We start from the raw sequence: 25,080 nt of genomic DNA on the forward strand, positions 1-25,080 counted from the left end.
AGCATCATTAAAAGTAGTAGATGAAGAAGTAGCAAAAGCAAATGCAATATTAAATGATCCAGAAGCAACAAAAGACCAGGTAGAAAATGCGATAAATGGATTAACAAAAGCAATGGCAGGATTAGAAGCTAATCCATCAGTGGATAATGATGTTAATCCTGTAAAACCAGGAGACACAACAGTAGCTGCTGTTAAGACTGGAGATACTAGTAATTTAGCTGCAACATTAGGGGCAGTAACTTCATTAAGTGTAATTGCATATTTATCTAGAAAGAAAAAGAAATAATTTGTATCTTAGAAAGCCTGATTATTTGGGCTTTCTTTTATAATTACAAAACATTTTAATTTCAAGAGTTGATATTTTATTAAATTGAGATAAAATATTAGAGTTAAGATTATATAATAAGGAGTAATTATGAACGAAGAGATAATTAAAATAGCAGCAAAAGAGTTAGAAATAACTGAAAAACAAATAAATGCAGTATTGTCATTATTGGAACAAGGGAATACAGTTCCATTTATTGCACGCTATCGTAAAGAAGCAACAGGTGGTTTAGATGAAGATCAAATTAGAAGTATTGATAAATATTATCAATATCAGGTTAGTTTATTAAAGCGTAAGGAAGATGTTATTAGATTGATTGATGAAAAAGGTATGTTAACAGATCAATTAAAAAATGATATTTTAAAAGCAACAAAGTTAAATGAAGTTGAAGATTTATATCGTCCATATAAAGAGAAAAGAAAAACCAAAGCAACTGAAGCTAAAGCTAAAGGGTTGGAACCCTTTAGTAAATGGATTTTATCTTTACCAAAAGGAGATATTAGTCAAGAAGCTAAAAAATATTTAAATGAGAAAGTAGAATCTATTGAAGATGCTATTAAAGGAGCTTTAGATATTATTGCTGAAGTTATTAGTGATGATATTAAATATCGTAAATTTGTTAAAGACATTATATATAAATCAGGGATAATTGAAACTAAGGTTAAAAAGAAAAATCCTGATGAAACTAAAGTATATGAAATGTATTATGAGTATCATGAACGAGTTAATCGAATTGTATCTCACCGTATTCTAGCAATAAATAGAGCAGAAAATGAAAAAGTAATAACAGTTAATATAGTAGTAGATAAAGATTTTTTAATTCAATATATAAATCGTGGAATTACTAAAAATAGAAATAGTAGTGTAGATGAATATTTATTTAAAGCTGTGGAAGACAGTTTAAATCGTTTATTATTACCTTCAATTGAACGTGAGGTTCGTAATGAATTAACAGAAAAAGCAAGTGAACAAGCATTAAAGGTTTTTTCTATTAATTTGGAAAAATTGCTAATGCAGGCACCATTGAAGGATAAGATGGTTTTGGGATTAGATCCTGCTTATCGTACTGGGTGTAAATTAGCCGTTGTAGATCAAACTGGAAAAGTATTAAAAATTGATAAAGTCTTTATTACGATTCCTAAAAATAATTATGATAAAGAAAAGAAAGTACTTTTAGATATTATTAAAAAGTATAAGATTGAAATCATAGCTATTGGTAATGGTACTGCAAGTCGTGAAAGTGAAGCCTTTATTTCACAATTAATTAAAGATAATAATCTTAATGTTGATTATGCAATTATTTCTGAAGCTGGAGCTTCTGTTTATTCAGCTAGTAAATTGGCAAAGGAGGAATTCCCTGATTATCAGGTTGAGGAACGTTCAGCAGTATCAATTGCACGTAGATTACAAGATCCTTTGGCAGAACTAGTAAAAATTGAACCTAAAGCAATTAGTGTTGGTCAATATCAGCATGATATTGCACAAAAACAATTAGAAGAACAATTAGATTTTGTTGTGGAAAAAGCAGTTAATAATGTTGGAGTTGATATCAATACAGCTTCTGTGTCGTTACTTCAATATGTAGCTGGATTAAATACTGGAGTTGCAAAAAATATTATTAAATATCGTGATGAAAATGGAAAATTTACTAATCGCAAAGAAATTATGAATGTTAGTAAGTTAGGTGCTAAAACTTATCAACAGGCAATTGGATTTTTACGAATTCCTGGAGCTAATGATCCTTTTGATGCTACTGCAATTCACCCAGAAAATTATTTACAGGCAAAAAAATTGTTAGCGTTGATCGGGGTTGATGAAAAAGCGTTGGGAACTAAAGAAATAGCAGAAAAATTAGAAAATCTAAATAAAGAAGAAATAATGAATGAATTACAAATTGATAGTTATACTTTAGATGATATCATTGATAGTTTTATTAAACCAAATCGTTCACCACGAGATAATTATGCAACTCCGTTATTAAAAAAAGATATTTTAAAAATTGACGATTTAAAACCAGGTATGGTATTAGAAGGAACTGTTAGAAATGTAGTTGATTTTGGTGCATTTATTGATATAGGATTAAAAAATGATGGATTAGTTCATATTTCTAAAATTTCACATGAAAGAATTAAGCATCCTTTGGATAAACTAAGTATAGGAGATATTGTTGAAGTCTATGTTATTGATGTTGATATTAATAAACATCGTGTCGGACTAAGTATGATAAAAGATTAAAGGATGAGTTGATGAAAAAATTTCTTTTTGGAATAGTATTTTTATTAATAATTAGTGGTTGTTCGTTTGAAAATAAAATGAATGATAAAACTGTTGCTGTAGAAAGCAAACCAATTAAAAAAGAAGAGGTTATTGAATATAGTGAGTTGTTAGAGTATACAGATATTTTTAAAGTTGGAGATATTATAAATATTGAAAATACAAATTATTTAAGTTCATATGCTATTCCAGGAAGATGGAAACATACAGTTTTTTATATTGGCAGTTATCAACAGTTTTTAGCTTTTTTTAGACCTGAGGATAAATATTATCAAGAGATAATCAAGCATTATCAAACACAAGATGAGGTTCTTGTTTTAGATAGTAATTCATCAGGTGTTAAAGTTAGAACATTTGATCAAATGGCAAATTTAAAAGAAGAGTCGTATCTTAAAGCTCTTTCAGGGTATCGTTTTAATGAAAGTAATGAATTTATAAAAACGTACTTATTTTGCGCTTTAGATTATTTAGGGACACCATATGATTATAGTATGGTTACCTATGATGATAAAACACTTTATTGTAGTGAATTGGTATATTATGCATTAAAAGCAGTTGATATTGAGATAACAAAAACTACTAACATTTTAGATCATATACTTATTACACCTACTGATTTAAGTGATTTTTTGGAAACTTTAGATAATATTGAACATAGTTTTTTATTAGAAAAAAAAGATAATTGCATAATAGATAGTATAAATGACTAATTTTTGCTTGTATTCGGTCAATAATATCAGTATTATTATATTGAGGTGAGCATAAATGAAAATTTCAACTAAGGGACGTTATGCTTTAAGAATCATGCTGGATATTGCTATGCATGATGATGGTAAATTTATACCATTAAAAGATATTGCCAAGCGACAAGAATTAACGATTAAATATCTTGAACAGATAATTTCTTTATTAAATAAAGCAGGCTATTTACAGAGCTTGAGAGGAAATGCTGGTGAATATCGCTTAACTAAACGACCAGAAGAGTACATTGTTGGAGATATATTAAGAATTACTGAAGGAGATTTGGCGCCAATTGCTTGTTTAAAAGAAAATAATAATTTCTGTTTGCGTAGTAATGAGTGTCTTACATTACCCTTTTGGCAGGGGTTGGATAAAGTTATTAAGGATTATGTTGATGGAATTACACTTCAGGATTTAATTACTCAAGCAAATAGCCAAATAAATAATTATTCTATTTAAAGCCTTCGGGCTTTTTTTTGTTTAAATTTATAATTAGTATAATAATTAAAATTTAACGTAATTATCAATTTTTTTTAAAAGTTGATACATAATTATTGAAATTTTTAATTAGATTAGATAAAATCGATACTGATTTTAATTGGGATGTCAAATATCACAGAATTATCACAAATAAATAATCTTGAAGCATGATATTCTGATTATTATCTATTAAGAAATTTTATAAAAGATGGAGGAAATTATGAAAGAAAAATATGAAGTACCTGAAATTGAGGTAATTAAATTTAACACCGAAGATGTTATTTTAATGAGCGGTCTTGGAGATAATGATGGTGAACTCCCACCTGATTGGGGAGGTATTGAGGATTAATAATTATCTATAGGTGACTAAAATGAAAAAGAAAATGATTTTTGGATTTATTGCAGCTGTCTTGATTATTATAACGGTATTTATATTTAACAAAACAAATAGTAAAGATATTCAAAATGGGGACAAGCAATCTATTGAAGAAGGTTCAGTTCCACAGCAAAATTTTGAAGATATAAATGAAAGTAATAATGAAAAAAGTAATCAAAATCTTGATCAAAATAAAGTTAATCAAGATGAAAACTTAGATTCATTTGGGGATAATGAAGCTGAGATACCTTGGAATCTAACAGAATAAAGGAGAGAGGAAATGAATTTTAAAGGTAAAAAATTATGGATAAGTTTAGCGCTTGTTTTCACCATGATTATTGGAAATTTTGGAGTATTATTTGCTGCTGAAAAAGCTAAAGTTGATGAAAAATTAAGTACTGATTCAATGGAGATGCGTATAAATGATAAATTGGGATTACGAATTATTTCATCTATTGATCAGGATTATTTAAATGAATTAAAAGCTTCTGGCAAAACAGTTGAATATGGAACTATTATTTTGCCTGGTTCTGTATTAGAAGCTAATAATGGTGCTGAATTAACTATTGATGGTAAATATATATCAAAAGGTACAACTTATACACCTATGAAAATCGTAGCTAATCAAAATCTAAAAATTGAAAATAATAAAGTATATTTTACTGGTGTTTTAACAGGACTTAAAGATTCTAATTTTAATACGAGATATGCTGCAAGAGCATATATTAAAATTGATGATGATATTGCTTATTCTGAACAAACTTTAATGCAATCTAGTTATACAGTTGCTCAAGAAATGGTGGGCTCTTTAGAAAGAAGCAGCGAAGAAAAGAATTGGATTGTACAAAATATAATTGATGTTTGTGATGAATATAAAGGATTTTATCGTGATACATTAACAATTACACAGGATGTTATTGTTAATGGTAATTATGATTTAAAGGGAAGTAGCAGTGTAAGAAATTATAAAAATGTTATAATTGATTCTTCTGTACAATCAGGGCAAATTAATTTTAGTGATATTAGAATTAGGAATCTAAAAGTCTCAAGTGAAGCTAATGTTACAATTAATGCTGAAAAAACTATTTTTGATAGTATCGATACAGTTATGAAAACTAGAAGTGTTCGCTCTTCTGGTAATGTAGTTTTAAATTTAAAACAAGGAACTAATGTACCGGCTCTAAATGTTTCAAATAATATGACTGTAAATGGTAATTTAACGATTAATAGATTAACACTATCTAATCCTGCTGATTTAAAGATTAATCTTCCTGTTGGCACTGTAGTAGTAGATATAAATGCTAAAGGAAGTAGTTTAATACTAAATAAAAATGCAGATAATGTTATTTTAAATGCCGATATTGCAGTATCTGGTAATGGTCAAATTAATAACTTAAATATTAATAACAAGGTAGATGATACAGTAATCAACAATGTTATCGGAAATGTAACTGTTTCAAATAGTGCAAGTGGTTCAAATTTTGAATTAAATGCAAGTGTTGGAAATATTATACTTAATGGTTCTGGAACAATTATTACCGGTAATGGAAATGTTGATAAAGTTGAAGATAAAGGAAATAACAATGTTGAAATAACAGTTAATTATAGTATAGAATCTATTGAAGTAAAAGGTATGAATCGTATGATTGTTACTTTATCTAATGCTACTAAAGAGTCGTTAACAAAAGAAGATATGGCGATTATATGTCATGGTGGGACCTTAATGACTATTTTAAATGTTACAACTGATGATAATAAGACATATAATATTTCAACATCTACTTTTGCAAAAGATGATACTTATACATTCTCTATTGTATTAGATAAAGAAAATGTTATTCAAAAAGATTTTTCATATAAAGTAAATTGTCCTACAGTAACTAATGCAACAGTTTTAAGAAGTGAAGAAACTAGAGCAGAATTGGATTTATTTGATGTTGATGAAGGTGGATATGTATATATTTATATTCCTGGACATACACAAATAATTGAAAAATCAAGAAAAAATAATGATATTAATGTTGATTTAGTTAAAAAAGGTTATAGACAAGAGATTAAAACTGGATTTAATAAAGTATTGATTAGTGGGCTTACTAAAGAAATTAGCTACCGATTATATTATGTATTAGAATCGTATGATGGTAGAACATCTGAAGTCCATGGACCATTGGAAATTAATGGAAAAGTACAAGAAGATCCAAATATTTCTAATAAATATCAAATTATTTCTGTTGAAGAAAATCCAAGAAATACAATTACAATTAAATTAAATAAAGCTCCAAAAGAAGTTTTAACTTTGCAAAATTTCTCATTTATTTGTCCTGCAAATTCAGCAATTACAACTGACAAAGCTACTTTAACAACAAGTCAAGATCGTTTAACATATACTATTGTTATTCCAGAAAATTATGGTCACTATGATAATCAGTATACAGCTAAAATTACCTTTAGTGATGGAACAGTAGCTAAAAAGAAATTTGTTGTACATTTTAATCCTCCAAGAGTAACTTCTGAGAAAGTTGAACGGACTGCAGAAGATAGAATAAAATTTAGCTTTACTTCTGATGAAGCTGGAACATGGTATATTGGCACATATTCATGGAACAATGCTATTGGAAGCGAAAATAACACACCAAAAGCAATAGATGTTATAAATGGTAAGGTAAGTGCTACAAAAAAAGAAATGTTTACAGGTTATAATGATATTGAGATACCATACAACGGAACTGATAAAAGTGTATTCATGGTATATGTAGATAAGGCAGGTAATTATCAAGCAGGGTATGCTTCACATGTTGATAAGATTCCTGAATATGTACCACCAGTAGATCCTGATCCAGTTTTGCCAATAGATATAAAATCTGTTGAGGCTGAAGTTTATTGGGGAACTGATATAATAGTTGAATTTACTGAAGTACCTGATCAATCATATTCATGGAATAATAGAATTACATTTGCTGTAGTTTCAGGTGGTACATTACCAGGAAAACTAACATTAAGTACAAGTATGGACTATGATAAAAAACAATTAAATATTAATATTATGAATGCAGAGTTAACTGTTGGTGCTACTTATAAGATTATGATTGATGTAGATAAAGATGGTAAAACATATAAACTTGAAAAAGAGTTTGTTGTTAAATAATTGTATTTAAATATATAAGAGCTAGTAATTTATTAGCTCTTATTCTATATAAGTTGGAGGGGCTAGTGAATAAAATAAGAGAACAAAAGTATATATTTAAGATGTTAAAAGCAGTATTAAGTGACAATTATACACTAACAGTTGAAAAAGGTTTAGATTGGGATTATATATATAAGTTATGTAAATTTCATCATATTGATAATATCATTGGTTATTTATCAAATAAACAGGGATACATGCCAGAAGAGATTTATAAGCGGTTTAAATTAGCAATGCAAAAAGGACAGGTTAGAGAAATTAATCAATATTATGAATTACAGATGATACAGAAAAAATTTGAAGAATATAAAATTGAAAATATTCCATTAAAGGGGAGTATTCTTAAAAAATATTATCCATCTCCTGATATGCGTTTTCTAACTGATTTAGATATTTTATTCAAAGATGAAAAAACAGAATTAGTAAAACAGGCATTATTAGAAATTGATTATCAGATATATGCACTTGGGGGACATCATGATATTTATATAAAAAAGCCATATATGACAGTTGAAATGCATCGACATTGTTACAGTGATAATGATTATTTAAACACATTGTTAGAAAGTATTTGGCAACGTTGTATAAAAGCCAATAACAGTGAATATAATTACGAAATGCCAATTGATGATTTTTATCTTTTTATGGTTGGACATATGGCAAAGCATTTTAAATATGGTGGTGTTGGTATTAGAATGCTTTTAGATTTTATAGTTTTTGAAAATAAATTAGAAACAAATTGTAATCGTAATTATATTGAATCTAATTTAAATAAAGCTGATTTGTTGATATTCGAAAAGGAAATGAAAAAAATATTGAAAAATTGTTTGGATGATAATTATCAATTTGAAAATGATGACCTTATTAATTATATTATTAATAGTGGTGCATATGGTACAAGTCAAAATAGTTTAAATAATCAAATATTGAAAGACGGGAATAAAACTAATAAGATTATTAAAAATAGAATTAAAATGTTATACAAGATAGTTTTTCCATGTTTAAAAAACATGAAAGAGAAATATTCATATTTAGATTGTTTTCCTTTTTTATTACCTATTGCTTGGATCCATCGTGGTATTGCAAAAATTATATATGATAAAAATGAGTTTATTAAAATAATAAAAAGGCCTTTTAATAGATGGGGAATGATAGAAGCAGATAGAGTTTTAAAGAAAGTAGGACTTGACAAAGATGGGATTTTATAAAATAGCTGGATGTATAGTTGAATATGAACCAATTTATCCTTTATTAAAGAATCAAATGGAAGCATATCGAATTGATAAGCAAAAATCAGATATTAAATTGTCAATTACTAGTAAATTTTGTTATACAAAGCAACAAGAAAATTCACATTTAACATTAGAACAGTGCGAATATATATTTGCTGGATCAGAATTTTATCGTAAATTAATTAACTTTGGTGGTTTTATGCTTCATGCTTCTGCTGTAGTTATTGATTATAAAGCATATTTATTTTCAGCTTCAAGTGGTACAGGAAAGTCAACGCATACTAAATTATGGCAGGAATGCTTTGGGGATAAAGCAGAAATTATTAATGATGATAAGCCAGCGATTAGAATCGAAGATGGTAAATGTTATGTATATGGAACGCCATTTAGTGGTAAGACTAATGAAAATTTAAACTTAAAAGTTCCATTACAGGCAATTTGTATGCTTGAAAGAGGGGTTAATAATAGTATTACATTAATTGATTCTAAAAAAAGTATTTCACTTATATTGCAACAAACAATTTTACCTAAGCAGCAAACTATGGTTGATGATTTGTTTGAAATGTTAGAAGTTGTTTTAAAAAAAGTACCAATTTATCAGATGAAATGTAATATTTCTAAAGAAGCTGCATTAATGGCTTATAATAAGATGAAAGGTGATGAATAATGAAAATAAAACCAGGATTTGTAGTTAGAAAGTTGGCAGATAATTATGTGGTAGTTCCAGTTAATAATCAGAGCCATTTTAAAGGGATGATTCAACTTAACCAAACTGGAGCATTTATTTGGCAACTGTTACAAGATAATAAAGATATGGGAGAAATACTAACTTTAATGTTGGATAAATATGATATAACTGAAGAAAAAGCCAGACAAGATATTGCATTATTTATTGAAAAGTTAAGAAAAGATAATTTGATTGATGAATGAGAAATTTGAAGATATCATATCAAATAACGGCTACTTGATTACTCAACCACTTGGAAATAGTATGTTACCATTAATACGACCAGATATAGATACTGTGGTTATCAAAAAGAGAATTCCTAAAAAGTATGATGTTGTTTTATATAAAAGAAGTAATGGGAAGTATATTTTACATCGGGTTTTAAAAATCAGTAATAAAGGATATGATATTTGTGGTGATAATCAATGGAAAATAGAATTTGGTATTATTGATAAACAGATTTTAGGAGTTATGGATGGTTTTTATCGTGGGAATAAATATATTGATATATCCTCATTTTGGTATAAATTATATATTAGATTTTGGTGTGGTTCACTGTATTTTAGAAAAATTATAATATATATATTAAGAGTTTTTAATAGTCTGAGGAAAATAAATGATGGGAAAAAATGAATCTATTAGATGGATATATAATAGTAGTAAACGTTATTTATGGATGATTGTATTATTAACTATAATCAGTACACTTATTTCAGGAAGTTTTATTTTATTAGCTATAGTATCCAAGAAAGTACTAGACATTGCAACAAAGAATATTACTGGATCAATTCTATATACATCCTTATTTTTATTTTTAATTATTGCATTTCAAGCCTTAGCAAATGTTATTTCGAGTAATTGCAGGGTATATTCACAGGCTAAAATAGAAAATAGTATAAAAAAGCAATTATTACAAACATTATTACAAAAAGAATATCAGGAAATTATAAGTTTGCATTCAGGGGAATTAATGAATCGTTTTACTAGTGATGTTGAGATCGTAGCTGCAGGAATTGTAAATTTCATTCCTCAAATATTTTCATTAATTACTAAAATAATTGGGGGAATTTGTGTCTTGCTTTCAATAGATGTTGAATTCACTTTAATAATATTGGTAATTGGTATAATTTCTGTAATTTGCAGTCGTCTCTATAGTAAGAAGTTTCGTATTCTTCATAAAGAAGTACAGAGGTCACATGGAGTAGTACGTTCATTTATGCAAGAATGTATTGAAAATGTAATTGTAATTAAATCATTTGTTAACGAGACTTCAATTAGTGAACAATTAGATGAAAAACAGAAATATAATTATCAACTTCGAGTAAAGCAAAATACAATTAGCAATATTGCAAGTACAAGTATCTATGTTATGATGTCAGTTAGTTATTATGCAGCTCTTAGCTGGGGAGCAATTCAGATTTCTAGAGGTCTTTTGACATTTGGGACATTGGCAGCTTTTTTACAAATTATTGAACAAATCAAAACGCCATTTCGTAATATATCTAGCCTAGTTTCTCGATATGATACAATGATTGCTTCTGCTCAGCGTTTAATAGAAGTATATAGTCTAAAAGATGAAAGTAATGAATATAAAATAGAAGATATAACGAAATTTTATTCTCAATTTGAGGGTATTGTTTTACAACATGGCAATTTTTCTTATAAAGATAAAGAAGTATTAAATGATGTTTCTATTTATATTCCCAAAGGAAAGGTTATTGCTATAGTTGGAGAATCAGGTAATGGTAAAACGACTTTATTTCATTTGTTGCTAGGATTAATTAAATTAGATAGTGGTAGGATGTTCATTCAAACTAAAAATGATGAGATCATAATTGATGCAGGAACAAGAAATATGTTTTCATATGTTCCTCAAGGTAATATGATTTTATCAGGAACGATTAAAGAAAATATTCTGTTTGGTAATCAAAATGCTACTGATGAACAAATTGAACAAGCTGTTGAAATAGCTTGTTTAAAAGAAGTGATAGATGATTTAACAGATGGTATAGATACTATTTTAAAAGAACGTGGAGTAGGATTATCAGAAGGTCAGAGGCAGCGAATTGCAGTGGCTAGAGCAATTGTTAGTGATGCTCCAATCTTATTGCTTGATGAGTGTACTGCTTCATTAGATTCTGATACAGAAAGAAAATTGTTAGATAATCTAAGGCATTTTCAACAAAAGACAGTACTTTGTATTTCTCATAGAAGTGCAGCTATTGAATGTTGTGATATGATTATTAAGATTAAAAATGGTAAAATTTTATAAATTTTAATCTTTTTAGATGTTCGAGTAATTCTATTTTATAGATTATTTGAACATTTTTATTGTTGAAAATTCTGAGGAGATTTTTTCTTTTAAATACAGTAAATTTAAATGTCTGATCTCTGTTTTAATAATATTCATGTTTATGATTATAAAGATAATTTAAATAAAGAAAATACTGTATTTAAAAAAGTGATTTTGGTTCTATTTAATTGACATTGGCATATTAATAATCTATAATCATAGTAAATCAGTAGGAATATATGAGTTATAAATCATTAATTATTGTTAATAATAAAAATTATTGGAGGAAATGAACATGACATTTAATAATCATATTAGCGAATTAGTAGGTAATACACCTATTTTAAAATTAAATAATTATATATCTAAACATCAATTAGAAGCGAATATATATGCAAAGTTAGAATTCTTTAATCCTGCAGGTAGTGTTAAGGATAGAATCGCAAAAGCAATGTTATTTAAGGCTATTGAGGATAATATATTAAAACCTGATTCTGTTATAATTGAACCAACTAGTGGTAATACTGGGATAGGTTTAGCGTCATTGGGAACTTCATTGGGGTATCAGGTAATCCTTACTATGCCAGAAACTATGTCAATAGAACGACGCAATTTATTAAAAGCATATGGAGCTAAAGTTGTGCTAACTCCAGGAAGTTTAGGAATGAATGGTGCAATCGCTAAAGCAAAAGAATTAGCTAAAGAGATTTCTAATGCTTTTATTCCTAGTCAATTTGAAAATACTGCCAATCCTAATATTCATTATTTAACTACTGGTCCAGAGATTTATCAACAATTAGAAGGTAAGATTGATATTTTTGTAGCCGGAATTGGTACAGGTGGTACTATTAGTGGAGTAGGAAAGTATTTAAAAGAAAAAAATCCCACTATAGAAATCGTAGCAATTGAACCTGAAGGATCGCCAGTTCTTTCTAAAGGGATTTCTGGACCACATATGATTCAAGGAATAGGAGCAGGATTTATTCCTAATACCTTAAATACTGATATTTATGATCAAATAATTACAGTATCTAATGAAAGTGCTTTTGAAACTAGTAGAGAAATTGCAAAAGTAGAAGGAACATTAGTTGGAATTTCATCAGGAGCAGCTTTATATGGTGCTACACTTTTAGCAAAGCAGGAAAATAATAGAAATAAAAATATAGTTGTATTATTCCCGGATACTGGAGAGCGTTATTTGTCAACAAAATTAGTAATACAAGACTAGATATTATCTTTTTGATAATATCTTTTTTGTGATATAACCAGATAGGAAATAGATAACTATTTTAAGAGTGAAAATATTTCAATAAAAAATAAAACTAGAACATTATAAATAAATAAGTAAACATTTATATGTATGTTAATTATAATATAGATTTTTTCAAGTAAATAAATTTAAGAAATTTGTATTAAAAAAATAAAATTTATAGTTGAACATGTTTTTTATTTGAACATTAAATATAGGTGAAGATTATTCGTTGAAAATAAAAAATCATATTAAATATTAATACGATTTTTAATCAAATAAATCAGTCGATAAATATCGTTCCCCTGTATCAGGTAATAGAACAATTATATTCTTATTTTGATCAGCTATTTTAGTAGCTCCATATAATGCAGCACCAGAAGATATCCCAACTAATAGTCCTTCTTTTTTAGCAAATATTCTTGCAGTATCATATGCTTCTTCAGTTGTAACAGTAATTACTTCATCAATTAAATCTAAGTCAAGAATTTCAGGAATAAAATTAGCGCCGATTCCTTGAAGACCATGAGGACCAGCTTTTCCTTTGGTAATCAATGGAGAATCTTTAGGCTCAATACCGATGATTTTAATATTAGGATATTTCTTTTTTAATACGCGGGCTATTCCAGTAATTGTTCCACCAGTACCGATTCCAGCAACAAAATAGTCAATGTGTTCTTCAAAATCCTCGATTATCTCTAATGCAGTTGTTTCTTCATGAGCAAGTGGATTATTAGGATTTATAAATTGTCCTGGTATATAACTATTTTCTATTTTACGAGCTAGTTCATTAGCTTTATCAACTGCGCCTTGCATTCCTTTGGCTCCAGCAGTTAAAATAATTTTTGCCCCATAAGCTTTTAGTAATTTTTGTCTTTCTATTGACATAGTTTCTGGCATAGTTAAAATTAATTCATTGTTATAAATGGCACAGGCAATTGCTAAACCAATTCCGGTATTACCGCTAGTAGGTTCAATAATAGTTGTTTTTTCATTGATTTGTTTATTTTGATAAGCTTGAGAAATTAGTTTTAATCCTACTCGGTCTTTGACACTTCCTCCAGGATTAAAAAATTCTACTTTTGCATATAAATTATTTTTTAAATTTTTAGTTTCTTTAAAACGATTGATTTGAATAAGAGGGGTCTTTCCAATTGTTTCTAAGACACTTTTTTTTGTACCCATAAAATCACTCCTTTTTTTTGTTATATCATAAAAATGTTATTTATGGTACAAAAATTATAATTATATTTATTTGTCTTTACTAATATGGTATTTTATAATAAAAATAAAGGGGACTGTTTATGAAAGAATATAAATATTTAGCAGTTTATGATTCGATTGTTGATGATATTCAAAATGGATATTTGAAGTATAATGATAAAATTCCTTCAATTAGAAAAATGGCTAAAAAATTGGATGTTAGTAGGACCACAGTAGAAAGTGCTTATCTACAATTATTAGTTGAGGGATACATTTATTCAAAAGAGAAAATAGGATATTTTGTTGATGTGCAATATAGTAATCATGAAATTGATGACAATATTACTAATAATAAAGTAGGAATAGATGATCATAAATACCGCTATGATTTTAGTGGAAGATTAGTAGATAGCGAGTGTTTTAATCTTGATACATGGAAAAAATATATAAAAAAAGCTCTTAATCAAAGCGATGATTTAATGAGCTATGGTGAGCCGCTTGGAGAATTATCATTAAAGAAAGCTTTACAAAAATATAGTCATGAATATCGTGGGGTAAGACATTTAGTTAATAACTATATTATTGGTGCAGGATTCCAAATCTTACTTTATCATGTCTGTAGTTTATTTGAAAAAGAAAACATTGTAGGAATAGAAATAGGGGGATTTACTCAGGCAGAGGCAGTATTTCATGATTGTCATATGCAGGTTGTAAAATTACCAGTTGATGACCAGGGAATTACAATAGAGAGTTTAAGACAAGCAAATTTAAAGTTATTATATTTAAATAGCTCATCAGGTGGCTATCATGGTCATCCAATTAAACAACAACGTCGTTTAGAGATTATTGAATACGCTAGAGAGAATGATGTATATATTATTGAAGATGATCATAATGGGGAGTTGAAGTTTAATACTAAGCCTATTGATGCAATGGCAAAGTTTGATAATGATCACATAATTTATATTGGCTCATTTTCAAAATTACTCTTACCATCAATTAGAATAAGTTATATGGCTTTACCTGATAATTTATTATCAGTATTTTTGAAAAAATCAAATGGTTATCACCAAACTGCGTCTAAATTAGAACAATTAGCATTGGCAATGTATATAGAAGATGGCCAATTATCAAGACACTTAAGAAGATTAAGAAAACACTATCGTAATAAAAGTGAACATCTTCTAAACAATTTACAAAAATTTTTTCCTCATTATAATTTTGTTCTATATGAAACAGCTTTAAAAATTACGATGTCCGTTGAAGAAAATTTAGTTGATAAGTATATTAAAATAGCAAAAGAAAATGATATTTTAGTAAATAAAAATAATAATAACCAAATCACTTTATCATTTTCTGGAATACTTGATCAAGATATTGATCAAGCAACAATGATTTTAAAGAAAATTTGGTCATGATTATTCAAAAATAAAAGGATTGTTTTTTCAATCCTTTTATTTATTAAGATGTTTACAACTATAATAAGCAGGAATTCCATTATGATAATTAATATGTACCTCACCTTGAATCAATGGGAATAAATAATCATATAATTCTTGGGTAATATTATTACCAGCTTCGTTGATCCATTCAGTTGGAATTTTTTGTTCTAAATTAGCTACCTTTTGGACATCAGTAGAAACATAATCAACACTATAAGGATTGTTTGAAATTCTTTTAAATCCCATAACTTGACCAGTTTTACCAGCAATAGCAGTTTCAACTGCTTTTTGTCCAATTACAAATGATTCATTTAAATCGGTTTTACTACCAATATGCATAGCACATCTTTGTAATACATTTAATTCAATACTTCTAACTTTACATTGAAATTCCTTAAATACGATCGTTTCTAACATTTTACCAGTTCCAGAATGTAAAACATGACCAAAAGCATCTTTTTTTAAATATTTAGAATTATCATCCAAGAAATGTCCATTTTTATCTTTGATTCCTTCACTAACGGCAATAACTACACAACGTTTTCTTTTAAAAACCTCACGGATATCTTCTAAAAAATTATCTATATCAAAAATAACTTCTGGTAGATAAATTAAATCAGGTGCCTCATTATACTCATTACGTGCTAAAGCAGCAGCAGCAGTTAGCCAACCAGCATTTCTACCCATAATTTCAATAATGGTAACAGATTGTAATTGATAAATTAAACTGTCATGGACCACTTCTAAAATTGATGAAGCTACATATTTGGCAGCAGAGCCAAATCCTGGTGTATGGTCAGTTCCCATTAAATCATTATCAATAGTTTTGGGAATACCAATAAACTTAATAGTGCTATTGATACTTTTAGCGTATGCATCCAGCTTCATTACTGTATCCATTGAATCATTACCACCAATATAATAAAAATCTGTAATTTCTAATTCGGCTAATATTTCAAATAACTTAACATATGTATCTGTATTTTCTTCATGTGTTGGAAGTTTAAACCGACATGAACCTAGATACATAGCTGGTGTCTGTTTTAATGCATTAATTTTTTCACCAGTATTAAATTCTTCTAGAAGATCCATATAACGTCTCTCTAGTAAACCTTTAATACCATTTATCATTCCATAAACATTTTGGTATTCTTCACTATATTTAGCTTTATGGATGATTCCAGCAAGACTTGCATTAATTGCGATTGTGGGTCCTCCAGATTGTCCAATAATACAATTTCTTTTTTTCATCTTATTCTCCTTTTACTGTCTAATTCTAACATCTTTAGACAGTAAAAAAAAGATACTTTACTTACTTTTTCTTATAATAAAATAAAGAATAACTAATAAACTAATAATTATTAGAAAATTTACTGGGAAAATATTTTTTTGTTCGTTTGTAGAAACGATTGAAATTGTCGATATTTTATCTTGAGTTAATAAATCTAAAAGATTTATCTTTACTGTATTATCATTAATATTACCAAAATTTGTTTCTTTGATCGTACCAGGCATACTAATATTTAAATCAAGATCTAATCCCATAGCCTTTAAATTAGATAATGAATAATTATCAATATCTTTTAATTCACTAGTGTTATATAGTTCGGTAATTGTATTTAAATCTATTTTAACCTGATAATTTTTTTTATTATCATTAATATCGATAAATGACATTAGAGATTTATTGATATTTTCAGGTGCAATTACCTTTAATCCTAGGTAAGTAACTCCATTAATTGATTCTTTTAATTCTTCATTTTTCCAGTCTTGTAATCCATTTTCAATTAATTTCTTTTTTAATTCATTAATTGAAGTATTATAATTACTAAAAAAACTTTCTGGAAACAATATTTCCATATCCATATATACATTTTTTTCATCACTAAATTGAATATTTACATCACCTTTAACACAACCGGTTAATAGAAAAAGTAAAACAATAAATAATCCATAGTTTCTATATTTCATTAATTCACCTCCATACTTATTGTGCCACAAACTCAATTTTCTAATATTAAAAAACTAGAATATATAAAAATTAAGTGATATAATTAATATTAAACATGAGATATCAAATTAAGTTTATACACAGTTCACATAAAGAATTTAAAATGTAGTAGGTGATATAAATGAGAATAGAAATTTTGTACACGAGTAAGTCAAAACATATCAAACCAGTTGCAGAAGCAATGGCTAAATGGGTTAAGACATATGCTAAAAAAATAGACGATTTTGATGATTGTGGTTGTGTTGATTTAATGGTTATTGGTTTTGATGATTCAACTTGGAAAGATTGCCAGCTTGAAGCATTTATAAAGAATTTGAATCGTCAAAAAGTTCGAAATATCGCTTTAGTTAATGCATTTTATATTAATGATCATAAGATGAAAAATATGATTAAATTGTGTCAGCAGACAGACTTGCCTTTAATGCGTGAACAGTACTCATTTAAATTAACTTTCAAACAGCTTAAAGAAATTGACCAGAATGTTATTGATGGAGCAAGATTATATGTTGAAGATATGGTTAATTTGGTAAGAGATTATTATTAATGTAATAATTATGTTGGAAGCATAAAATAGTATATATTAAGTGGTTGATAACCGCTTTTTTATGTTTTTAAATTAATTTATATTAGAAACTTTATTCTAAAACAATTATTGCCTCAAATTTAACTGTTTTTGTTGATGACTTTTAGTATTATAGGTTTTGATAGGCAAATAAGTTATACTCAATAGTATCAAGAGGCTAAGAAAATTTTCTAAAGTGTAAGTTGAAAGAGTTTAAAATAAATATATATATTATATTCTATAAAATTATCTTTGGGTAATGTTGGGAATGTAAATATATTTGTATATCAAGTTGAGATATAATGTTGATTTTTATGGTCATTAAAAAAACTGGGTTAAAAATTCTACCAAAAGAAAGATTATATAATTATGATAATATAGAAGCTTATCTAAATATTATAAAAATAATTGATAAAGGTTAGTTAGATAGCCTTTTAATATGGAAAAAATACTACACTTATGATACAATTTTATCAATTTGAGGAGGTAGCATAATGGATAATAAAAACTATGGTTTTGAAACATTACAAATACATGCAGGACAAAAGCCTGATGCAACAACTAAAGCAACTGGAATGCCTTTATATTTATCAAATGCCTTTACTTTTGAGGATGCTGATCAGGCAGCTAGAATTTTTGCTTTAGAAGAAGGGGGATATTTTTACTCACGTTTATCTAATCCTACAGTAGATGCTTTACAAACAAGGATGGCAGCTTTAGATGGTGGATTTGGGGCTGTTGCATTTGCTTCAGGAACAGCAGCAATTATGGGATTGATAATGACTGTTTGCCAAACTGGTGATGAAATTGTAGCAGCAAATAATTTATATGGAGGAACAATTGGATCATTATCTGGGACAATGGTAGGAATGGGATTTACTACACATTTTGTTAATCCAACTGATTTAGAAGCGATAGAAGCAGCTATAAATGATAAAACAAAATTAATTTTTGTTGAATCAGTTGGTAATCCTAATGGTGATATGTTAGATTTTGAGGCAATAAGCGCTATTGCAAAAAAATATGGGATTTTATTTGTAGTCGATAATACTACTCCAACACCTTATTTATTTAAACCAATCAAATTTGGAGCAGATTTAGTTGTTTATTCAACAACTAAATATTTAGCAGGTCATGGTAATGTAATGGGTGGAGTAATTGTAGATAGTGGTAACTTTAATTGGAAAGATAATCCACGTTATCCATTATTTAATACACCTGATAAAGCATATCATGATATTGTTTATGCCGATTTAAAAGAAGCAGCTTTTTGTACCAAAGCAGTTGCTAAAACACTACGTGATTTAGGTGGGTGTATGTCACCATTTAATGCTTATATGACATTGCTTGGTTTAGAAACATTGTCATTAAGAATGAAAAAACATGTTGAAAATGCAAGAGCATTAGCTAAATTCTTAAATGAGTGTGATGATGTCGAATGGGTAAGTTATGCCGAATTACCTGATAGTCCGAATTTTGAGTTAGCTAAAAAATATTTTCCTAATGGTTTTGGAGGACTTTATACATTTGGAGTAAGAGGCGGTGTTACTGGTGGTAAAACGGTTATTAATAATATAAAGTTATTTATTCATGTAACTAATTTTGCTGATTCTCGCTCATTATTAACCCATCCAGCCAGCACTACCCATGCACAAATGTCGGAAGAAGAACGTTTAGCTGGAGGCGTAAAACAGGAAACGATTAGAATGTCGGTTGGGTTAGAAGATGTTGAGGATCTAATTGCCGATTTAAAACAAGCATTTGCTAAAATATAAGTGTAAGGGATTAATTGTAAAAAAACAATTAATCCTTTTTTGGTATGCTGGGCATGGGCATATATCTAGGTGGTGAAAGTCCACTGTGGGGGTGATGTCGCAACTGCCAACCACTAGCCAATATCAAGGGTGTCTATCGTGAGGTAGAATCTGAAAGAAGATGGAGGCAAAACTCTGGTCTGAGCAACACGAATCATATCAGGCATATATTGGGGATGAGTGTGCCAAACAACACGAAGTTATAAGAGGTTGCTCAATAAAACTAATATATGTAAATATGGCGGGAGGGAGAAATCCTAGTAACAACGAATCACAAGAAGTCAGCAGAGGTAGTAGTAGCGAAGAAGTTATGGTAATGGTAATGGAGTGAAGGACTGAATAAATCTATCAGTTATTAAAGTTAGTATTGATTTCATTATACAAAATCGCAAGGATAAACGAATACACTAGAAAGTCCTATGCACGATGTGCCAGCACGTTTTTTCATCCAATGATTACAACTGAATTATTAAAACAAAAAGGACTACCATCATTAGTAAACCAATATCAGTTAAAACATATTTTAGTATAGATTTAAACCGCTATGTGCTAAACGGCTTGCCCGGTGGTACGAGAGGTCGGAAATAATTAATGATATTAAATTGATTATTTCCTCCTACTTGATTGGTTATTTATAATATTATCATGTATAATTCTAACGGGGTGATTTAATGCAAACTTTTTTAGCTAATCATATTAGTAATATAGTTTTAGTTATTTTATTGCTAATTTATGTGATATGTTTAAATGGAGTATTTTCGAAAAGACATAGTTTAATGAAAATTCGTTATATTTTTGCATTTTTTTTGATTGTTAGCACTATTGGTTTATTAATAGGTACGATATGGAATGAGTTATCATTATATTGGTTTAATCAGGCAAGTTTTAATATTGAAAGTAACTTTGAAATGATAATTAAAGTTATCTATGATCTTATAAGTACGTCAGTAATATTTTTAATGTTATTTCTTATTAAAAATATTATAATGTTTTTAAAAACAAATACACTAACAGTGATTCGTAAAATAGCAATTAATACTAATATAATTGCTATATTAATAATTATTAGAACCGTAATAATTCCTTTATGTATTAAGATAATTAGAGTATTAGAATTATTTGGTTTAAATAACCAAACGAGCAGTTCAAATGATGTATTTCTCTACGCTTTGCCTTATTTAGGGTTACCAGAAGTAGCAATAATTGTTGTAACGATTTTTATAAATATTTTGGGTTTAAATTATTGGAATCGAGGTGATGATGATGTTATGGCAGAATAAAAGCTATGATCTTGTTAGTTATCTTGAAATCTTAATTGGTATTATTGCTTTAATCTGTTTAGTATCACTTTTGTGGAGCTGGTATCAGCCAAAGAGTCATAACCGTTTCAATAGTATAGGTTTTTTAGGTAAATTGATTATTTGTTTTGATTTGTATTTATTATTAGATAAAGTAATCCATTTATCAATGAGTTTCTATGAAGCATATTTATATCATCAAAAATATAATATTTATGATTTTATTTTACTTAGCAGTGATATTATATTAACAATGATCTTAATTTTCAGTACCTATTTATTTATTAACAGTTTAGAGCATTTGTTAAAACATCAAGAGAGTAAGGTATATAATAGAATGTTGAAACGTGTTTTTAAATCGTATAATTGTTTAATGGTTGTTTTTATTTTTAAAGATGTAGTTTTGAAAATAATTTATGATTATATTGTGGATGTAAAAGAAATAAGTTTATTTTATCATCCCTATACAATCAATAATCTAATGGTAACTATAATTTTGATGCTATTATTAGGATTAATTATAAATTTTTATAAAAAATTTATATAAGTCAATTAATTAGGTAGTAGTTTTGAAATGGTGAACTAAATTTATATGATAAAATTAATTGGAAAGTAGTTTGAAAGAGGAATTTTATGAAGATGATTAAATATTTTTTAATTGTATTAGTAACATTTATGGCGTTTATGCTATATATAGGGATAATGAATTTTATTTCTTCTTTTAGAACAAATTCTGTTATGAGTGATTTAATAATTTCTGTATTATTTATTGATATCCAAATTTATATTTTAGGGGTATATATAAGATATAAATTTTATAAAAATAGATTAAATTATATATTTAGACATAAAAAAACGGCATCATGCCGTTTTTTTAATCAATAATCATAGCATTTTCTATTGGTGCAAAAGGATTATCTTTATTAATGTGATCATAAAATAAAGTACCATCAAAATGATCTAATTCATGTTGCAAACAGATTGATAAAAATCCGCGCGCCACAATTTTTATTTCTTGATCAGTAAATATATCATATCCTTTAACAGTCACCTTAGCGTAGCGTGGCACATAACCTTGAATTTCATCATTTACTGATAAACATCCTTCACCATCTTTTAAATAAGACTTTTTTTCAGTGTAAGAAATGATTTTAGGATTAACTAAAGCATAATCATTAACTTTTGTAACATTTCCATCTTTGTCATAATCTAACAGATGAATAGCACACATTCTTTTAGGAACTCCTAATTGAATAGCGGCAATGCCAACACCTGGACGTAAATCATATTTTTCAGAAATCTCGGGATCTTGAGAGTTGACTAGAAATTCATGCATTTTTAACAAGAGCTGTTTATCTTCCTCATTTAATGGTAATGTTACTTCCTTTGAGACTTCTCGAATTATTTCATTGTGATCATCAATTATATCTTTCATTGTTAACATAGTTTCACCTCATTTAAATTCTGATAGTATTATATCATAAAATGAGGTGAAATAAAGACTTTATCCGACTCTAATTCTAGAATTTCCACAAATAATTAATAGTAAGAATACTACTAAGACAATGGCAAACCAATTTGTAGAACCAAATCCACCACATCCGCCACCACAACCACAATTAGACATTGTACAACAGCTGTTGCATCCACCGCATCCAAATGGGTTAGTGATAAATGGGCTATAAGAATTGCATCCACAACCAGAATAATTAAATCCGCAGTTCATGTTACCACCTCCTTTAGTATATCCTATTCTAATATTTATCTTTTGTCTGGGTTATTGTAGATAATCGATAAATTTTACGTTATAATAGAAAAAAATTAAGGAGTGAGTAAATATGGATTATAACTATCCTTTAGACTATAGTTGGTCAACTGAAGAAATAATTGATGTTATTGCCTTATATAATGCAGTAGAGAAAGCATATGAGGTAGGTATAAGTAAAGATGAATTTTTGAATGCTTATCGTAAGTTTAAAATAATCGTTGATAGTAAAAGTGCAGAAAAACAATTAGATAAACAGTTTTATGAAATATCTCATTATTCTATTTATCAAGTAGTGAAAGCATCAAGAGAAAATGATTGGATTCGAGTAGGTGAGTAATTTGTCTGGAAAAAAAGTTACAAAGATGAAACGAGCAATTGATAAACTTAAACAGCTTTTTACTAGCCGCGGAGTTGATAAAGGTATTTATGTAAGTGTGTTTATACTTGCAGTTTTTGGGATTATTATGATTGGTTCAGCTTCAATTGGAAGTGTTACATCATCAGATAAAACAGTTACTTTGGCTATAAAAAATATGTGTACACAAACGGTTTATGTTATTGCAGGGGCAGTAGTAATGATATTTATTGCTAGAGTATTTAAAACACGTTATATTGATTATAGTGCTTCAATGAAATTATATTTGATTGGGATTGTTTTAATGGCAATATGTCGGTTTTGGAGTGATTCAAAAGGATCACATGCCTGGATTAAATTTGGTGGTGCTTTTAGTATTCAGCCTGCTGAATTTATGAAGATTGCAATGATCTTGATTATGAGTTATTTTTTAACTGAGAGTGATAAAGCATTTGTAGTAAAGGGACGTTTTAAAAATTCTGCTGTAAAGACAGCTTTTTATAAAGAAAAGTTTTTAAAATGTGTTTTTTTACCAATGTTATTAGTATTTATTGCAGCGGTAATAGGATTATTTGTACAAAAGGATTTTGGGACAACGGTAATATTAGTAATAATTTGTTTTGTTTGTTTTATTGGAACCCCGCGACAATATTTTAAAAAGTATAAAAAGATAGTCTGGGCATTTATTGGTGTATGTGCAGTAATATTAACTATTATTGGAACTACTGTTTTACAGCCATACCAGTTAAAAAGAATTTATACATGGTTAGATCCTATGAGTGATCCTTATAAATCTAGTTATCAGCTTGTTAATTCACTTATTGCTTTTAGTGATGGAGGATTGTTTGGTTTGGGTTTTGGTAACTCAACTCAAAAGTATGGGTATATACCTGAAGCGCACAATGATTTTATTGGTGCCATAATTTATGAAGAGTTGGGAATAATAGGTTTAGCTTTAATGATTATTCCAACTTGTATTATTATTTTTAAATTATTAAAGTATTCAAATGAAGTTAAAGAAAATAAATCAAGAATTATCTTACTTGGGATTGCTTCATATTTCTTTTTACATATTGTTATTAATTTAGGAGGGGTCTCTGGATTGATTCCAATGACTGGAGTACCACTATTACTTATTTCAGCAGGAGGCTCCTCAACGGTTTGTTCTTTTATTGCTATTGGGATTGCTCAAGCAATTATTGCTAAGCATAATCGACAAAAATATGACACCGATTAAAGATAAAAACATATAATATATTAGGTGATCTTATGGATGAATTTAAAGAGTTCTTGAAAACTGTCCCTAGTGTAAAACAAGATGTTTTGAATGGTCGTTATACTTGGCAGCAATTATATGAGATTTTTGTAATGTATGGAAAAGATGATAAATTTTGGCAGCCATACAAAACTAATAGTAGTATTGATCTAAACGGATTACTTGAAATAATCAAAAATATTGATTTAAATGCTTTGTCAAGTAGTTTAAGTTCGATCGAAAAAGTTTTAAATGTTGCTAGTACTTTTTTAGATAAAAAAGAGCCAGAAAGAGAAAGAAAATGGTATGATGAATGAGCAGCTAAGATATTATCTGCGCTATCATCCTCAATGGTATATTATTTTATCTAGATATCCTCATGAATATGAGCGTTTACTTCAAGAATATAAAGATGAAAAAAATCAACAGTTTATTGATAAAATTGATCAGGTTTCGATGTTGATAAATATGGTAGAAATGATGATGTAGGT

The 25,080-nt window shown here is 28.0% G+C and carries 29 protein-coding genes; 24 read left to right on the forward strand and 5 right to left on the reverse strand.

Annotated elements, in window-relative coordinates; translation table 11 throughout:
- From ACLR9T_RS05890 to cysK (ACLR9T_RS05950), 13 genes are all read left to right on the forward strand, one after another.
- On the forward strand, nt 1-286 hold a 286-nt coding region (locus ACLR9T_RS05890), incomplete at its 5' end, for an LPXTG cell wall anchor domain-containing protein (protein WP_413108606.1).
- A gap of 129 nt (nt 287-415) precedes the next feature.
- The gene (locus tag ACLR9T_RS05895) at nt 416-2,560 is read left to right on the forward strand and encodes a Tex family protein (RefSeq protein WP_413108607.1); all 2,145 of its coding nucleotides are present in this window, start codon (nt 416-418) and stop codon (nt 2,558-2,560) included.
- Between the two features lie 11 nt (nt 2,561-2,571).
- Nucleotides 2,572-3,309, forward strand: a complete 738-nt coding sequence (locus ACLR9T_RS05900; RefSeq protein ID WP_413108608.1) for a YiiX/YebB-like N1pC/P60 family cysteine hydrolase — start codon at nt 2,572-2,574, stop codon at nt 3,307-3,309.
- A gap of 55 nt (nt 3,310-3,364) precedes the next feature.
- Nucleotides 3,365-3,799: an RrF2 family transcriptional regulator gene (locus tag ACLR9T_RS05905; RefSeq protein ID WP_413108609.1), complete on the forward strand. Its 435-nt coding sequence runs from the start codon at nt 3,365-3,367 to the stop codon at nt 3,797-3,799.
- Nucleotides 3,800-4,040: 241 nt separating this feature from the next.
- A complete protein-coding gene (locus ACLR9T_RS05910) occupies nt 4,041-4,169 on the forward strand; it encodes a hypothetical protein (RefSeq protein ID WP_413108610.1) in 129 nt (42 codons plus the stop codon).
- Nucleotides 4,170-4,191: 22 nt separating this feature from the next.
- Nucleotides 4,192-4,464 (forward strand): hypothetical protein, encoded by a 273-nt coding sequence (locus ACLR9T_RS05915; RefSeq protein WP_413108611.1) that lies wholly within the window; start codon nt 4,192-4,194, stop codon nt 4,462-4,464.
- Nucleotides 4,465-4,476: 12 nt separating this feature from the next.
- Nucleotides 4,477-7,341, forward strand: a complete 2,865-nt coding sequence (locus tag ACLR9T_RS05920; RefSeq protein ID WP_413108612.1) for a hypothetical protein — start codon at nt 4,477-4,479, stop codon at nt 7,339-7,341.
- 65 nt (nt 7,342-7,406) lie between these two features.
- A complete protein-coding gene (locus ACLR9T_RS05925) occupies nt 7,407-8,588 on the forward strand; it encodes a nucleotidyltransferase family protein (protein ID WP_413108613.1) in 1,182 nt (393 codons plus the stop codon).
- The gene (locus ACLR9T_RS05930) at nt 8,575-9,279 is read left to right on the forward strand and encodes a hypothetical protein (protein WP_413108614.1); all 705 of its coding nucleotides are present in this window, start codon (nt 8,575-8,577) and stop codon (nt 9,277-9,279) included. The genes ACLR9T_RS05925 and ACLR9T_RS05930 overlap by 14 nt, the downstream gene beginning before the upstream one ends.
- Nucleotides 9,279-9,542 carry a PqqD family protein gene (locus ACLR9T_RS05935; RefSeq protein WP_413108615.1) on the forward strand — a complete coding sequence of 88 codons (264 nt, stop codon included), beginning with the start codon at nt 9,279-9,281 and terminating at the stop codon, nt 9,540-9,542. Before ACLR9T_RS05930 ends, ACLR9T_RS05935 begins: the two co-directional genes overlap by 1 nt.
- A complete protein-coding gene (locus tag ACLR9T_RS05940) occupies nt 9,535-9,972 on the forward strand; it encodes a S24/S26 family peptidase (RefSeq protein WP_413108616.1) in 438 nt (145 codons plus the stop codon). The genes ACLR9T_RS05935 and ACLR9T_RS05940 overlap by 8 nt, the downstream gene beginning before the upstream one ends.
- Entirely contained in the window at nt 9,959-11,611 is a 1,653-nt protein-coding gene (locus ACLR9T_RS05945; protein ID WP_413108617.1) for an ABC transporter ATP-binding protein, read from the forward strand. The genes ACLR9T_RS05940 and ACLR9T_RS05945 overlap by 14 nt, the downstream gene beginning before the upstream one ends.
- 316 nt (nt 11,612-11,927) lie before the next feature.
- On the forward strand, nt 11,928-12,860 hold the full coding sequence (gene cysK, locus ACLR9T_RS05950; RefSeq protein WP_413108618.1) for a cysteine synthase A: 933 nt from the start codon (nt 11,928-11,930) through the stop codon (nt 12,858-12,860).
- A 291-nt stretch (nt 12,861-13,151) separates the two neighbouring features.
- On the opposite strand, the gene cysK (ACLR9T_RS05955) is transcribed toward cysK (ACLR9T_RS05950), so the two are convergent.
- Nucleotides 13,152-14,066, reverse strand: coding sequence for a cysteine synthase A (gene cysK / locus ACLR9T_RS05955; RefSeq protein WP_413108619.1), 915 nt, complete (start codon nt 14,064-14,066; stop codon nt 13,152-13,154).
- Between the two features lie 119 nt (nt 14,067-14,185).
- Here cysK (ACLR9T_RS05955) and ACLR9T_RS05960 point away from each other — a divergent pair, with 119 nt between their 5' ends.
- Nucleotides 14,186-15,502 carry a PLP-dependent aminotransferase family protein gene (locus tag ACLR9T_RS05960; protein ID WP_413108620.1) on the forward strand — a complete coding sequence of 439 codons (1,317 nt, stop codon included), beginning with the start codon at nt 14,186-14,188 and terminating at the stop codon, nt 15,500-15,502.
- 36 nt (nt 15,503-15,538) lie between these two features.
- On the opposite strand, the gene ACLR9T_RS05965 is transcribed toward ACLR9T_RS05960, so the two are convergent.
- Complete coding sequence (locus tag ACLR9T_RS05965; RefSeq protein WP_413108621.1) at nt 15,539-16,777, reverse strand: 6-phosphofructokinase; 1,239 nt, start codon at nt 16,775-16,777, stop codon at nt 15,539-15,541.
- Between the two features lie 57 nt (nt 16,778-16,834).
- Nucleotides 16,835-17,497, reverse strand: a complete 663-nt coding sequence (locus tag ACLR9T_RS05970; protein WP_413108622.1) for a hypothetical protein — start codon at nt 17,495-17,497, stop codon at nt 16,835-16,837.
- 161 nt (nt 17,498-17,658) lie between these two features.
- Here ACLR9T_RS05970 and ACLR9T_RS05975 point away from each other — a divergent pair, with 161 nt between their 5' ends.
- The 6 genes from ACLR9T_RS05975 to ACLR9T_RS06000 all read left to right on the forward strand — a co-directional run bounded on the left by ACLR9T_RS05975 (nt 17,659) and on the right by ACLR9T_RS06000 (nt 22,096).
- Nucleotides 17,659-18,081: a hypothetical protein gene (locus ACLR9T_RS05975; RefSeq protein WP_413108623.1), complete on the forward strand. Its 423-nt coding sequence runs from the start codon at nt 17,659-17,661 to the stop codon at nt 18,079-18,081.
- Between the two features lie 512 nt (nt 18,082-18,593).
- On the forward strand, nt 18,594-19,874 hold the full coding sequence (locus tag ACLR9T_RS05980) for an O-acetylhomoserine aminocarboxypropyltransferase/cysteine synthase family protein (RefSeq protein ID WP_413108624.1): 1,281 nt from the start codon (nt 18,594-18,596) through the stop codon (nt 19,872-19,874).
- A gap of 160 nt (nt 19,875-20,034) precedes the next feature.
- Nucleotides 20,035-20,244 carry a hypothetical protein gene (locus ACLR9T_RS05985; RefSeq protein WP_413108625.1) on the forward strand — a complete coding sequence of 70 codons (210 nt, stop codon included), beginning with the start codon at nt 20,035-20,037 and terminating at the stop codon, nt 20,242-20,244.
- A 340-nt stretch (nt 20,245-20,584) separates the two neighbouring features.
- Complete coding sequence (locus tag ACLR9T_RS05990; RefSeq protein WP_413108626.1) at nt 20,585-21,193, forward strand: hypothetical protein; 609 nt, start codon at nt 20,585-20,587, stop codon at nt 21,191-21,193.
- Complete coding sequence (locus ACLR9T_RS05995) at nt 21,177-21,758, forward strand: hypothetical protein (protein ID WP_413108627.1); 582 nt, start codon at nt 21,177-21,179, stop codon at nt 21,756-21,758. The genes ACLR9T_RS05990 and ACLR9T_RS05995 overlap by 17 nt, the downstream gene beginning before the upstream one ends.
- Nucleotides 21,759-21,844: 86 nt before the next feature.
- Nucleotides 21,845-22,096: a hypothetical protein gene (locus ACLR9T_RS06000; protein ID WP_413108628.1), complete on the forward strand. Its 252-nt coding sequence runs from the start codon at nt 21,845-21,847 to the stop codon at nt 22,094-22,096.
- Here ACLR9T_RS06000 and def read toward each other — a convergent pair.
- On the reverse strand, nt 22,086-22,655 hold the full coding sequence (gene def / locus ACLR9T_RS06005; protein WP_413108629.1) for a peptide deformylase: 570 nt from the start codon (nt 22,653-22,655) through the stop codon (nt 22,086-22,088). The two genes, ACLR9T_RS06000 and def, sit on opposite strands and share 11 nt — an antisense overlap.
- Before the next feature lie 60 nt (nt 22,656-22,715).
- On the reverse strand, nt 22,716-22,937 hold the full coding sequence (locus ACLR9T_RS06010) for a hypothetical protein (protein ID WP_413108630.1): 222 nt from the start codon (nt 22,935-22,937) through the stop codon (nt 22,716-22,718).
- 112 nt (nt 22,938-23,049) lie between these two features.
- On the opposite strand from ACLR9T_RS06010, the gene ACLR9T_RS06015 reads away from it, so the two are divergent.
- Genes ACLR9T_RS06015 through ACLR9T_RS06030 form a run of 4 tightly spaced genes read left to right on the forward strand, consistent with a single transcriptional unit; the run spans nt 23,050 to nt 25,078 of the window.
- Nucleotides 23,050-23,316 (forward strand): UPF0223 family protein, encoded by a 267-nt coding sequence (locus tag ACLR9T_RS06015; protein WP_413108631.1) that lies wholly within the window; start codon nt 23,050-23,052, stop codon nt 23,314-23,316.
- Nucleotides 23,309-24,571: an FtsW/RodA/SpoVE family cell cycle protein gene (locus ACLR9T_RS06020; protein WP_413108632.1), complete on the forward strand. Its 1,263-nt coding sequence runs from the start codon at nt 23,309-23,311 to the stop codon at nt 24,569-24,571. The genes ACLR9T_RS06015 and ACLR9T_RS06020 overlap by 8 nt, the downstream gene beginning before the upstream one ends.
- Before the next feature lie 32 nt (nt 24,572-24,603).
- Nucleotides 24,604-24,906 (forward strand): spore coat protein YlbD, encoded by a 303-nt coding sequence (ylbD, locus tag ACLR9T_RS06025; RefSeq protein WP_092352189.1) that lies wholly within the window; start codon nt 24,604-24,606, stop codon nt 24,904-24,906.
- Nucleotides 24,896-25,078, forward strand: coding sequence for a YlbE-like family protein (locus tag ACLR9T_RS06030; protein ID WP_413108633.1), 183 nt, complete (start codon nt 24,896-24,898; stop codon nt 25,076-25,078). Before ylbD ends, ACLR9T_RS06030 begins: the two co-directional genes overlap by 11 nt.
- The last annotated feature ends 2 nt before the right edge of the window (nt 25,079-25,080 follow it).

This window comes from Thomasclavelia sp. (genome assembly GCF_047249845.1).
GTDB lineage: Bacteria > Bacillota_I > Bacilli_A > Erysipelotrichales > Coprobacillaceae > Thomasclavelia.